The organism is Geobacter anodireducens, assembly GCA_001628815.1.
Lineage (GTDB): Bacteria > Desulfobacterota > Desulfuromonadia > Geobacterales > Geobacteraceae > Geobacter > Geobacter anodireducens.
This window is the reverse complement of the sequence record CP014963.1, coordinates 1,442,958-1,455,898: the sequence shown is the minus strand read 5'-3', so window position 1 is coordinate 1,455,898 and position 12,941 is coordinate 1,442,958. Positions and strand designations below refer to the sequence as shown.

Sequence of the window (12,941 nt, the reverse complement as noted above, 5' to 3'; positions counted from 1 at the left end):
AGGGCTCCTTCCGTTGGAAAAATCATTAGATTTTCCGTGGTCGGCCCTTTTTTGTCAACCGAAATTCTCGACGAATGGGGCGTTTGCGCCGAGAATCGGCTTGAATTTCCGGGGATATTTCTTTATACAAAAGCAATCCCTCCATGCCGCATTAATTAAATTCATGTTCGATATCATGAAACCCAATCACGCCCGGGAGGTCCCCCAATGAAACGGTTCACCCTGTTCATGCTCCTCGCGCTGCTGTTGGCATCGCTCGCCCCCGCAGCCGGCACGGCCCGCGCCCAGTCGGCCATCACCCTCACCTACGCCAACTTCCCGCCCGCGGCCACCTTCCCCGGCGTCCAGATGGAGCGCTGGGCCAAGGAAGTGGAAAAGCGGACCGGCGGCAGGGTGAAGGTGAAGACCTTCCCCGGCGGCACGCTCCTCAACGCCAAGAACATGTTCGAGGGGGTTACCTCCGGCATCGCCGACATCGGCAACTTCGCCATGAGTTACCAGCCGGGGCGCTTCCCCGTGTCCGAAGCGGTGGACCTTCCCCTGGGCTTCACGAGCGCCAGGGTGGCAAGCCTGGTTCTCTACGACCTGATCGAAAAGTACAAGCCCAGAGAGTTTGAAAAGGTAAAAGTACTGACGGTCTTCACCTGCCCTCCCACCAACTTCATGACCAAGGCACCGGTACGACGCCTGGCCGACCTGAAGGGGATGGAACTCCGCGTGGCCGGCACAAGCGCCGAAGTGGCCAAGCGCCTGGGGGCGGTGCCGGTGGCCATGCCCCAATCGGAGACCCCCGAAGCCATCCAGAAGGGAATCGTCAAGGGGATGATCTCTTCCCTTGAAATTCTCCAGGATCTCAAGTTCGCCAGCTACACTCCCTACGCGACCATCGCCAACCTGCCGGTGGTTTCCTTTGCGGTGGTCATGAACAAGTCCAAGTGGAATTCGCTCCCCGCCGACGTCAAGAAGGCCCTGGACGGTCTTTCCCGCGATCAGGCCGCATGGACCGGCGAGTACGCCGACCGCCACGTGCAGGAATCTCTCGCCTGGGCGAAGAAGGGCTACCAGCACCAGGTGTTCACCCTGCCGGCCGCCGACCAGAAACAGATCAACGCGCTCCTCTCCCCCATGGTGGATGACTATGTCAAAAAGGTGAGCGCCCAGGGGCTGAACGGCAAGCAGATCGTGGCGGATGTCCAGGCCTTCCGGAAGAAGTACGAGACACCGGCGAAGAAAACGCGGTAGGAACGCGGGGATCAGGGACCGGACGTAATCATGGAACGTGTATTCGGCATCATCTCCAAGGCATTCATGGTCGTCGGCGGTGTGGCGCTCCTGGCGCTCGTGCTGCTGGCCACCGGCAACGTGGCGTCCCGGATCGGCCGGGCCCCCTTTGCCGGTACCTACGAGATCGTCTCGTTCCTGGGCGCCATCGTCATTGCCGGTGCCCTGGGGCACACCCAGCGCCGCAAGGACCACATCGTGGTCGACATCCTGTCGGAGCGCTTTCCGGCGCCGGTCAAGCGGCTGCTCGACGCGGTGAACCATGCCGTCACCTGCGGGCTGTTCGGCATCGCCGCCTGGCAGGTGTGGGTCTGGGGCGACAAGCTACGCCTGTCGGGAGAGTTGTCCGAGACGCTGAAGCTGACCTACTACCCCTTTGTCTACGTGGTGGCTGCCGGTTTCGGCGTGCTGGCCGGGGTGTCGTTCATTGATTGTATAAAAACGGTATTGCGCGGTAAGGAGAGTGAGGAGTGAGCGGTCCCATTGTCGGCGTCTACGGCATCTGTGCCATGTTTTTCATGCTGTTCGTGCTGCGGATTCCCGCCGCCTTCACCCTCATGATGGTCGGTTTTCTCGGCATCGCCACGGTCACCACCTGGGACGCGGCCCTGGCCATGCTCGGCAGCGAGCTCTGGGGCAGCTTTTCCAACTACGGCCTCACGGTCATCCCCTTATTCATATTGGTGGGGGAAATCGTCCACTACGCCGGCTACAACAACAGCCTCTATCACGCCACCTACAAGTGGTTCGGCCACAAGCGCGGCGGCCTTGCCATGACCACGATCCTGGCATCGGCGGCCTTCTCGGCCATCAGCGGATCCAACACCGCCACCGCCGCCACCATGAGCGCCGTGGCGATTCCGGCCATGAAGGAGTACAAGTACCATCCGCTGCTCAACGCCGGCTCCGTGGCTGCCGGCGCGACCCTGGGGGTCCTGATCCCCCCGAGCATCGTGCTGGTGGTCTACGGGCTCTACACGGGCCAGTCCATCGGCAAGCTCTTCTTCGGCAACGTCATCCCCAGCGCCATTTTGACGATCCTCATCCTCCTGACCGTGGTCTGGATCTGCCGCCGCCACCCGGACTGGGGGCCCGAGGGGCCCAGAAGCGGCTGGGGGGAGCGGTTCGCCGCCCTGCCCGAGGCCATTGACATCCTAATCCTTTTCGCCATCATCATGTACGCCCTGTTCACCGGCGTGGTGACCGCCACCGAGGCGGCGGCAGTGAGCTGCTTCCTGGCCCTCGTGATCTGCGGTCTGCGCAGAAAGCTCACGTGGCAGAAACTGACCGGGGCATTCGTGGACACCCTGCGCATCTCCTGCATGGTGTTCATGATCGTGGCCGGCGCGGTCATCTTCGCCAAGTTCCTGACCATCACGCGGCTTCCCTATGAAACCGCCGAGTGGATCAGCTCGCTGGACCTTCCCCGCTGGATGGTCCTCTGGGTCATCCTGGCCTGCTACATCATCGGCGGTTGCATCATGGACGCCCTGGCGTTCCTGCTGGTGTCGCTCCCCATCTTCTACCCGCTGGTGACCCAACTGGGCTACGACCCCATCTGGTTCGGCCAGGTGATCACCATCGTGACCACCATGGGGTCCATCATGCCCCCCATCGGCATCTGCTGCTACGTGGTATCCGGCATGTCGGGCATCCCCCTCGGCACGGTCTTTCGCAGCGGCCTCTACTACATGCCGTCCTATATCGCCTCCATTGCCATCCTCATGGCGTCCCCCTACTGGACGGTGCTCGTGCTGGCCGACCTGGTGAAGTAACGGAACCGTGACCCCGCAGCCGGAAAAATTGTTAAAGTTTTCCGGCTGCGGGGCGATGAGAAAACTCAGAAACCACTGATCAAGGGGAGCGCCCATGTCTGCAATCACCTTCGAAGAAATCATGTTCACCATCATGTCCGCCACCCAGGACACCTTCAAAAACTACCTGAGCGTAGACATATTCGCAGGAAAAGTTGAGCGGAAGGTTGACCCCGTCGATTCCGACGTGGTCGGCATCGTCGGGGTTGCGGGCGACCGGGTGGGCTATATCATTCTGGCGGCAGAGAGCACCGCAGCGGTCACGATCGCCAAGGAACTGCTGATGATCGACGAGCCCGACGAGGAATCCATCAGGGATGCCATCGGTGAACTGACCAACAACATCGCCGGCGTGTTCAAGACCAAATATCATGAGCAGTACGGCAACGTGGCCCTGGGGCTCCCCCTCATCGTATCCGGCATGCTGCGCACCGTTGCCGAGGGGTCGTCGCAGGATCAGTCGGGCGGCAGCTCCAGCATGAATGTCCAGTGCAAGGGGGTTACCATCCCCTTCATGAGCCTGGACGGCAAGTTCGCCCTCCGGGTCATGGTGTACATGTAACAGCGAAACCAAACCGTACGCACCACAGACAAAAACAGCCGCACCGGTCATGCCGGGCGGCTGTTTTTGTCGGATACGCGAAAAACGATGCGGCGCGGCCGGACTTACTCCCCGCTCACGTCCAGGGCGGCAATCCGCAACGACGGCGAGCCCACGGTACCGTAGAAGCGCAGGTCATTTCCCACCGCCTCGACCCCCCTGAACAGCTCCAGAATGTTGCCCGCGATGGCGATCCCCTTCACCGGCCGGACAACGCGCCCGTCCTCCACCAGGAAGCCGGCCGCGCCCACGGAGAAATCGCCCGAAATGGTATTGGCGGTATGCATCCCCATCACCTCGGTCAGCAGCACCCCCCGCGGGATTCCCGCCAGGAGCGCTTCGGGAGATTCGGTGCCGTTCTCGATGAAGAGATTGGATACCCCCATGTGCGGCGGCGATTTGATGCCGCTGCGAATGGCGTTTCCGGTGGAGGCGACCCCTTCCTTGCGCGCCCGGAGCGTATCGTAGAGGTAGCCGACGAGGCGCCCGCTTTCCACCAGGACCGTATTCCGCTTGGGCACTCCCTCCGCATCGAAGGGAGCGGTTCCCATGCCACCGGGCAGGGTACCGTCGTCCCGGATGGTGAGCAGCGGTGCAACGATCATCTCGCCCCGCTTGCCGGCCAGGAGCGACTTGCCCTTTTGGACGTTCTCGGCCAGAAACGCCGGCGCCAGCACTTCGAGAATCTCGGTGGCCACGTAGGTGTCGAGCACTGCGGGACAGCGCATGGTCGGCACCGTGGCGGCGCCCAGGAGCCCGGTCGCTTGGCAACGGCACCGGCAACGATCCGCTCCACCGAGATGCCGCCGAAGCGGGACGAGAAATCGAAATCCCATCCCATCTGAGACTGGCCGTTTTCCTCGGCAACGGCCGTCACGCTGGCTGACACCGATGTTCCCCGGTAGCGGCCGCTGACGCCCCGGGAATTGACCACCATGGTTTCCACCATGGAATCGCCGTAGGTGGCTTTCCGCACCTTCCGCACCCGCGGGTCGGCCGCCAGGGTAAGCCGCTCGAGGTCCAGCGCGACGGCGATCTTTGCCTCCTCGGCCACGGTCGCAAGCCCGTCGTCGAACAGTCCAGGAACATCGGGATATGCCGCCGGCGGGTCGGGGAAACCGTGGTCCGGGTCAGGGGTCTGGCTTTCGGCACCCACCAGGGCGTTGTCCACCATGCGCGCCAGGTCCTCCGGCGCCATGCTCGTGGAAAAGGAGAACCCCATGCCGCCGTTCTTCAGCACGCGCACGCTCACTCCCAGCGGGGCGGAACACTTGAACGTATCGACCTTTTGCTCCTTTACCTCGATGGAGAGAATGCGCGACGCTGCGGCGGTTATTTCCCACCCGTCCAGGGAACGGCTGGCGAGTAGGTCTTGAACGGCGCTGATCATGCCGGCGGTATCCATGGCAACCTCTCAGAGATCGAGAATCATCGCGATTTCATCGCAGTCGGGGAACTTGACGCACTTGATGCAGTCGGTCCAGACCTTGTGGGGCAACTCCGATTTGTCCACGATCCTCATACCGAACTTGCCGAAGAAATCGGGCTTGTAGGTGAGGCAGAATACGCGCTTGAGCCCCAATTGCCTGGCCTCGTCGATACAGGCCTGCACGAGCATGGTACCGATCCCCTTGCGCCCCGCATCCTCGGACACGGCCACGGACCGGATCTCCGCCAGGTCTTCCCACATGATATGGAGGGCCGCGGCGCCGAGCACCACCCCGTGTTCCTCCCAGACGTAAAAATCGCGGATCGCCTCATACAGCTCCGACAGTGAGCGGGAGAGCATATCGCCCCGGCTGGCGAAGTGGGTGAGAAGCTTCTGTATGTCCTTGACGTCGGCAATCTGGGCCTTGCGGAGCATGGCGCGGTATCTCCTTGCGTGATGGAATGAAGATGGAAAAACGGATCAGAACTTGCGTCGGTCAACGACAAAGCAGCTCTTGTGGGATTGCTTGGCAAGGGTCTTGAGCTCTGCCGCCACCTCGGCCACCTTGGCGTAGTGGCCGATTTTGGGAGAGTCCGTGGGAACGACGGCAATGGCGACCCCCATGAGGGGGACCTTCTCCTCGTTCCCCTTGCGGTCGTGGGCCAGGAAGAAGCCGTTGCGCTTTTCCTCCTCGTTGAAGAGCTCCGAAACCACGGCCGTAAAGTTGGCGATGATCCGCCCGGCAACCGCCTCGGCCTGGTCGAAGGGGACGATGAAGACGAAGTCGTCCCCGCCGATGTGCCCCGCGAACCCGTCGCCCGCGTCCTTCACGGCGTTGGACACGATGCGGCCGAGCATCCTCAGGACCTCGTCGCCGTGGGTGAAGCCGTAGACATCGTTATACTGCTTGAAGTGGTTGATGTCCACATAGCAGACCGCCATGGGCTTGCCCACCGTCTGCTCGATGGCGCGCTGAATGGAGGTGTTGCCCGGCAGCCTGGTGAGGGGATTGTTGTCGAAAACCCGCCGCAGCCGCCGCAGCGACAGAACGATGCGGGTGAAAAGCTCCCGGAAGTTGAGGGGGAAGGTGACGAAATCATCCAGGGGATACTCTTCCCAGTCGAAAAACTCGGCCGCCGGCTCCGGCATCATGCCGATGACCGGAATGGTGCTGAAGAAAAAGTCGTCCTTGAGGCTCCTGATAATGCCCAGGAACGCCTCGTCGGGCGAGGAGAGATCCATGAGGATCACGTCGGGGGGATCCGAGTAGATGAACCCCATAACGCTGGAGGGGGTCGTCAGGGTCACCACCTGATACCCCTTGCTCTGGAGGCGGAGCTCGATATTGCCGTCCCCCCGCTTTTCATTGGCAACGATGGCTATTCTCAGATCAGATCTCATCGACGGCCTGTATCTCCAGACTGAAGTTTTTCGTTTCGATCAGCCTGTCCTCCAACTCTTCCACGATGACGGCCAGGTCGTTCTCGGTCATGCCCAGCCTCTGCCACGCCTCGGGCTGGATCTGGGGGACATACTCGTCGCCGCTGAAACCGAAGCCGCTGGCTTTCACGAGCACATCGGCCAGATGGACCACGGCGGTCTTCACCTGGTGGGTCGACGAGCGGGCCACGTCGTGGTGACAGGCCACGGGCTCACTCAGCTTGTCCGGCAGGTACCAGCTCCGCACGAGCCACTCCCCCACCTCCGCGTGATCGGTTCCCAGCAGCTCCCGCTCCGCGTCCAGCATGGCCAGCCCCTTCCTCTCCATGAGCATGGCGACGCGGGCATAGTCCTCGGGGCACTTCTCCTTGATGATCACCTTGCCGATGTCGTGCAGAAGCGCTGCCGTGGAGATTTCCTCCACCTCGGGGAGCTTCAGGCGGCGGGCGATGATGTTCGCAGCCACGCCGGCTCCGAGGGAGTGCTCCCAAAGCCCCACGATGGTCTTTTCCATGATTTCGAAGATGGAGGAGCTGAGCGCCAGGCTCTTGATGACGTTCACGCCCAGGAGGATCAAGGCGTTGGAGATGGTGGAAACCCGGTAGAACCCGTAGGAGGGGGAGTTCACCAGGCGCAGCACCCGTGCCGACAGGATCTGGTCAGAGGAGACGAGTTGCGCCATTTCCTGGATGGTTGACTTGCGGTTTTCCGATAGGGCCTGGAGCCGGGTCACGATGCCGGGCAGCGTCGGGAGCGTGCTCGTGTCACGGATAATCTCGAAAATCTCGGTCCGCTTATCGTTCACCGCCACCCTCCACGGAGCGGACGATGCCCGCCCGGAACAACTCCTTGAGCCGCTGCATGAGCGGATTCCCCTCCACTTTGCTGAAACGCCGGTCCAGATCGGCCAGCATGTCGTCCAGGGTCTTTTCCCCTTCGAGCTCAACCGGCCTGCCCTCAACGGTGAGGGTCTTCACCCCCAGATTGCGCAGCCGCTCCAACAGGGCCGCTGTAATAACGGTTCCCTTGCCGCAGATCGGTGGGCCCTGTGGATTGTCGGCCCGCTTCACCTCCCGGGCCAGAACCATGTCCGGCGCGGCGAGGGCTATGGGAATGGTCTGCATCTGCCTCGCTCCTCATGAAAATTACACATCCGCACAAGTGTACCAGATAACGGCGCCGGCGCGAGTATCAGCTCCCGGCAGCGGCTCTGCGGGCGCCATCGATCATCTCCCGGGCATGGTCGAGGGTGGTGCCGGTGATGGTCACCCCACCGAGCATCCGCGCCATTTCCGCCACCCGGCCCTCCCCTTCAAGGGGGGTGACCGCCGTGGCGGTCCGTCCGCCTTCAACCCGCTTTTCCACCTTGTAGTGCCGATCGGCAAAGGCGGCAACCTGGGGGAGATGGGTAATGCAGAGGACCTGCTGGGCACGGCTCACCCGCTTGAGCTTCTCCCCCACCAGGCCGATGTGGCGCCGCCGATGCCGGTATCCACCTCGTCGAAGATGAGGGTCGGCACGTCGCTCTCGGGGTGGACCTGCTTGAGGGCCAGCATGAGCCGCGAAAGCTCCCCACCGGAGGCAATCCGCGCCAGGGGCTTCGGTTCTTCCCCTGGATTCGGGGAAAACAGGAAGCTTACGCTGTCGAGCCCCGTCTGGCGGGGCTCGGGCAGTTCATCCAATGCCACGTCGAACAGGGCGTGCCTCATGGCGAGCTGGTGGATCTCCCGCTCCATGGCGGCCTTGAGCCGCTTTGCCGCCTCGTGCCGCTTTGCCGAGAGCCCGTGCCCCGCTTCCCTCACCCGGCCGGCCAGGGTTTCCAGTTCCCGGTCGAGATCGTTGCGGGTCCGGTCGCGGTTGAGGAGCAGACCCATCTCCCGGGCCGCTTCCTCGCCATAGGCAATGATCTCTTCCACGGTGGGCGCGTACTTCTTCTTCAGGCGCCGGATCAGATCGAGCCGCTCGTCCACCGCGTCCAGCCGGGCCGGGTCGGCTTCGATGCGCGCGCCGTAGCCCCGCAGGTCAGGGCCGCATCCTCCAGGTGGGCCGCCGCCGACTCCACAACGTCCAGCAACGGGGCCAGCGAGGCATCAACGCCGGATATTTCGGCAACCCTCCCCTTCACGCGGGCGAGCAGGTGCAGAACCGAGGACTCGTCGCCGTACAGGGCCTCATAGGCCTCTTCGCTCCCCCGGCTGAGCCGCTCGGCATTGACGAGCAATTCCCGCTCCCCGGCCAGGGCCTCCTCCTCGCCCGGCGCCAGGGCCGCGGTGCGGATCTCCTCCACCTGGAAGCTCAAGAGGTCCAGGCGCCGGGCAGCCTCCCGCTCACCCTCGTCCAGTTCCCTGAGCCGGGCCTCGGTCTCCCGGTACCGGTCGAAGATGGCCGCATAGCCGGCCCGCAGGGAATCGAGGCCGGCGAAACCGTCCAGCAGCCTCAGATGGTTCTCGGGACGCAGCAGGGTCTGGGACTCGTGCTGGCCGTAAATATTGACGAGCTCGCGGGAGATCTCCGACAGCATCGCCAGGGTGGAGAGGCCGCCGCCAATGAAGACCCGGTTGCGTCCCGACCGGGACACGACCCGCTTCACCAGCAGCTCGCCGTTGCAGTCGAGCCCCATCTCCGCCAACCGCTGCCCGAGGGGCCCATCGACAGGCAGGGAAAAGAGGGCTTCCACCGTGGCCTCTTCCTCGCCGGTCCGGACCAGCTCAGCCGAGGCGCGCCCCCCCATGATGAGGTTCACGGCATCGATGATGATCGATTTGCCCGCGCCGGTCTCGCCCGTGAGAACGGTGAGCCCCCGGTCGAAGGATACGTGAAGGGAATCGATGATGGCCAGGTTCCTGATGGAGAGATCGGTCAGCACTACCGCTCCCCCCACTTGAGCTTGGTCCGGAGCACCTCGAAGTAGTTGCGGCTGCGGGACATGACGAGCCGGGTCCTGTGGGCCGCCCGGCGCACGTGCACCGCGTCGCCGCACTTCAGCTCCATCCCCACCTGCCCGTCCAGCGTCAGGTAGACGTCCTCGTCCTTGGAGCGGAGCCTGACGGTCACCCCAGAACTCGACTCGAGCACAATGGGACGGTTGGTGAGGGTGTGGGGACAGATGGGAGTGATGGTGATGCACTCCAGTGACGGATGAACGATGGGCCCGTTGGCCGAAAGGCTGTAGCCGGTGGAGCCCGTGGGAGTGGAGATGATGAGGCCGTCGGCCTTGTAGGTGGTGAGCCGGATGCCGCTCACCTCCGTCTCCATGTCGATGATCCGGGCAAGGGCTCCCTTGTTGATGACCACATCGTTCAGGACCCGGTGGGAACAGATTTCCTCGCCGCTGCGCTCCACGGACACGGCGAGCATCATCCGCTCGGTCACCTGGAAATCGCCCGAAAGGCAGGATTCCAGTACCGGATAGAGTTCGTCCAGGGTAATCTCGGTCAGAAAGCCGAGACTGCCCAGGTTGACGCCGAGGATGGGAATCTGGCGGGACCCGATGAGCCGCGCCGCGGAGATGAGGGTGCCGTCGCCGCCCAGGACCACCGCCATGTCGGCCAGGACGGGGATATCCTCGGGAACGATGCCCTGCCGTCCCCCCAGATGACGCGCCAGATGGGCCTCCACCAGCGGGATCAGACCCCGTGCCTCCAGCCAGGCGATCAGCTCGCTCGCCACCCCCTGACAGCGGGGATCGTGGACCTTGGCGAAGATGGCGATTTTTTTCATTCGTGCGGCCTTCCGGATATGGTATAAACTTGAGTTTTACTAACACAGATCAGATGGCATGTCCAATGGAAATTCGGTTGTTTAGCGCCTGGGCCTGCCCGTGATATCTGGTTGTTTTCCCTATAGAAAGGTGCCCCCATGATGAACGAGAAGCTTCCCCCGCCCGAACAGTCCGCCGAACTCGACACCCTGATGCTCATCATCAAGTCCTTTCTGGAACACCTGGAGTACACCCTCGGCAAGGACAAATACTCGGCAACACGGCATGACATCTTCAACGCCCTGGCCTATGCGGTCCGCGACCGGATGGTGGAGCGATGGCTCGACACCCAGCAGGCTTACTACAATCAGGACCCCAAGCGGGTCTACTATCTTTCCATGGAATTCCTCATGGGGCGGACCCTGGAAAACAGCCTCGTGAACCTGGGGCTGCTGGACGATTTCCGCGACGCCATGAACTCCCTCGGCTTCGACCTGGATGTCCTCATCGACCAGGAACAGGACGCGGGGCTCGGCAACGGCGGCCTGGGCCGGCTCGCCGCCTGCTTCCTCGACTCCATGGCCACTATGGGGATTCCGGGCTACGGCTACGGCATCCGCTACGAGTACGGCATCTTCCGCCAGAATATCGTGGATGGTGCCCAGGTGGAATATCCGGACAACTGGCTCCGCTACCGCAACCCCTGGGAGCTTGACCGGCAGGAGCACCTCCACCCGGTCAAGTTCTACGGCCGGGTCGTGGAACGCAAGGATGCGGAGGGGAACACCATTTTCGCCTGGATCGACACCGAAGATGTCATGGCCATGGCCTACGACACGCCGATCCCCGGCTTCGGCACCAACTCCGTGAACACCATGCGGCTGTGGACGGCCAAGTCCTCGCGGGACTTCGACCTGACCTTCTTCAACGAAGGGAACTACATCCGGGCCGTTGAAAAGAAGATGCTCTCCGAAAACATATCCAAGGTACTCTATCCGGCCGATCACATCCCCGAGGGCAAGGAGCTCCGTTTCAAGCAGGAGTATTTTCTCGCCTCGGCCACCATCCAGGACGTGATCTACCGCTTCCGCAAGAATCACAGCGATCTGCGCCTCATTCCCGACAAGGTGGCCATCCAGTTGAACGACACCCATCCTTCCCTGGCCATTCCAGAGATGATGCGGCTGCTCATGGACTGGGAACGCCTCGACTGGGATACCGCGTGGGACATCACCACCCGGACCTTTGCCTACACCAACCACACCATCCTGCCCGAGGCCCTGGAAAAGTGGCCGGTCTGGTTTCTGGAGCAGATTCTCCCCCGCCACCTCCAGATCATCTACGAGATCAACGACCGGTTCCTGGCCCAGGTCCGCCTGCGCTTCCCGGGCGACACGGGCCGGTTGGAGCGGATGTCCCTGGTGGAAGAGCACTGGGAGCGCAAGATCCGCATGGCGCACCTGGCCATAGTCGGCAGCCACTCGGTGAACGGCGTGGCAGCGCTCCACACCGACATCCTCAAGGAAAAGGTATTTACCGACTTTTTCGAGATGTGGCCCGAGCGGTTCAACAACAAGACCAACGGCATCACCCAGCGCCGCTGGCTGAAGAGCGCCAACCCCGACCAGGCGGGACTGATCAGCCGCGCCATCGGCGACGGCTGGATCACCGATCTGGACCAGTTGCACACACTGGCGGAACTGGCGGAGGACCGGGAGTTCGTCCATGCTTGGCAGCGGGTGAAGCAGGAGAACAAAAAGCGGCTGGCCGACTACATCTTCCGGCACAACTGCATCCGGGTGAATGCGGACTCCCTCTTCGACTGCCAGGTGAAACGGATCCACGAATACAAGCGGCAGTTGCTGAACGTGCTCCACGTCATCACGCACTACAACCGGATCAAGGCCGACCCGACGGGAGACTTCGTTCCCCGCACCGTCATTTTCAGCGGCAAGGCGGCACCGGCCTACGCCCTGGCCAAGCTCATCATCCGGCTGATCAATGCGGTCGGCGACGTGGTCAACAACGACCCGGACGTGGGAGACCGCCTCAAGGTGGTGTTCCTGGCCAACTACAGCGTATCCCTGGCGGAGAAGATATTCCCTGCCGCGGATCTCTCGGAGCAGATCTCCACTGCCGGCACCGAGGCGTCGGGCACCGGCAACATGAAGTTCGCCCTGAACGGGGCGCTCACCATCGGCACCCTGGACGGGGCAAACATCGAGATCATGGAGGAAGTGGGGCGCGAAAACATCTTCATCTTCGGCATGACCGCCGGTGAAGTGGATGAGCTGCACCGGCGGGGCTACGACCCGAGGGACTACTATCACCGGATCCCCGAGCTTAAACAGGTGCTGGACCAGATTGCCGAAGGATTCTTCTCGCCGGCCACGCCGGACCTTTTCCGCCCCATCGTCGACGTCCTTCTCAACCAGGGCGACAACTACATGCTCCTGGCCGATTACGCCTCCTACGTGGCCTGCCAGGAAGAGGTGAGCCGGCTCTACCTGGACCCGGACGAGTGGGCCCGCAGGGCGATCCTCAACTGTGCCGGCATGGGCAAGTTTTCCAGCGACCGGACCATAGCCGAGTACGCCCGCGACATTTGGGGTGTAGAGCCGGTGGAAGTCCGGCCAGTCCTCGAGTTCCGCAAGCATGACGGCCCGGCGTAGGGAC

General features: G+C 62.7%; 10 protein-coding genes and 2 pseudogenes. 5 read left to right on the top strand and 7 right to left on the bottom strand.

The window, feature by feature from the left end; translation table 11 throughout:
- Positions 1 to 207 precede the first annotated feature (207 nt).
- From A2G06_06605 to A2G06_06590, 4 genes are all read left to right on the top strand, one after another.
- Positions 208 to 1,242 carry a C4-dicarboxylate ABC transporter substrate-binding protein gene (locus tag A2G06_06605; protein ANA40038.1) on the top strand — a complete coding sequence of 345 codons (1,035 nt, stop codon included), beginning with the start codon at positions 208 to 210 and terminating at the stop codon, positions 1,240 to 1,242.
- 30 nt (positions 1,243 to 1,272) lie between these two features.
- Positions 1,273 to 1,755, top strand: a complete 483-nt coding sequence (locus A2G06_06600) for a C4-dicarboxylate ABC transporter permease (protein ANA40037.1) — start codon at positions 1,273 to 1,275, stop codon at positions 1,753 to 1,755.
- On the top strand, positions 1,752 to 3,056 hold the full coding sequence (locus A2G06_06595; GenBank protein ANA40036.1) for a C4-dicarboxylate ABC transporter permease: 1,305 nt from the start codon (positions 1,752 to 1,754) through the stop codon (positions 3,054 to 3,056). The genes A2G06_06600 and A2G06_06595 overlap by 4 nt, the downstream gene beginning before the upstream one ends.
- A gap of 94 nt (positions 3,057 to 3,150) precedes the next feature.
- Positions 3,151 to 3,657, top strand: a complete 507-nt coding sequence (locus tag A2G06_06590; GenBank protein ID ANA40035.1) for a chemotaxis protein CheX — start codon at positions 3,151 to 3,153, stop codon at positions 3,655 to 3,657.
- Positions 3,658 to 3,761: 104 nt separating this feature from the next.
- On the opposite strand, the pseudogene A2G06_06585 reads toward A2G06_06590, so the two are convergent.
- The 7 genes and pseudogenes from A2G06_06585 to A2G06_06555 all read right to left on the bottom strand — a co-directional run bounded on the left by A2G06_06585 (position 3,762) and on the right by A2G06_06555 (position 10,285).
- Positions 3,762 to 5,101: pseudogene (locus tag A2G06_06585) on the bottom strand (peptidase).
- Positions 5,102 to 5,110: 9 nt separating this feature from the next.
- On the bottom strand, positions 5,111 to 5,560 hold the full coding sequence (locus A2G06_06580) for an acetyltransferase (GenBank protein ID ANA40034.1): 450 nt from the start codon (positions 5,558 to 5,560) through the stop codon (positions 5,111 to 5,113).
- Positions 5,561 to 5,605: 45 nt separating this feature from the next.
- Positions 5,606 to 6,526, bottom strand: a complete 921-nt coding sequence (locus tag A2G06_06575; GenBank protein ID ANA40033.1) for a diguanylate cyclase response regulator — start codon at positions 6,524 to 6,526, stop codon at positions 5,606 to 5,608.
- Entirely contained in the window at positions 6,516 to 7,370 is an 855-nt protein-coding gene (locus tag A2G06_06570) for an HD family phosphohydrolase (protein ID ANA41615.1), read from the bottom strand. The genes A2G06_06575 and A2G06_06570 overlap by 11 nt, the downstream gene beginning before the upstream one ends.
- A complete protein-coding gene (locus A2G06_06565) occupies positions 7,360 to 7,689 on the bottom strand; it encodes a hypothetical protein (protein ID ANA40032.1) in 330 nt (109 codons plus the stop codon). The genes A2G06_06570 and A2G06_06565 overlap by 11 nt, the downstream gene beginning before the upstream one ends.
- 67 nt (positions 7,690 to 7,756) lie before the next feature.
- Positions 7,757 to 9,431, bottom strand: a pseudogene (locus A2G06_06560) (DNA repair protein RecN).
- Complete coding sequence (locus A2G06_06555) at positions 9,431 to 10,285, bottom strand: NAD(+) kinase (protein ID ANA40031.1); 855 nt, start codon at positions 10,283 to 10,285, stop codon at positions 9,431 to 9,433. Before A2G06_06555 ends, A2G06_06560 begins: the two are co-directional and overlap by 1 nt.
- A gap of 138 nt (positions 10,286 to 10,423) precedes the next feature.
- Here A2G06_06555 and A2G06_06550 point away from each other — a divergent pair, with 138 nt between their 5' ends.
- A complete protein-coding gene (locus A2G06_06550) occupies positions 10,424 to 12,937 on the top strand; it encodes a glycogen phosphorylase (GenBank protein ID ANA40030.1) in 2,514 nt (837 codons plus the stop codon).
- Positions 12,938 to 12,941 lie beyond the last annotated feature (4 nt).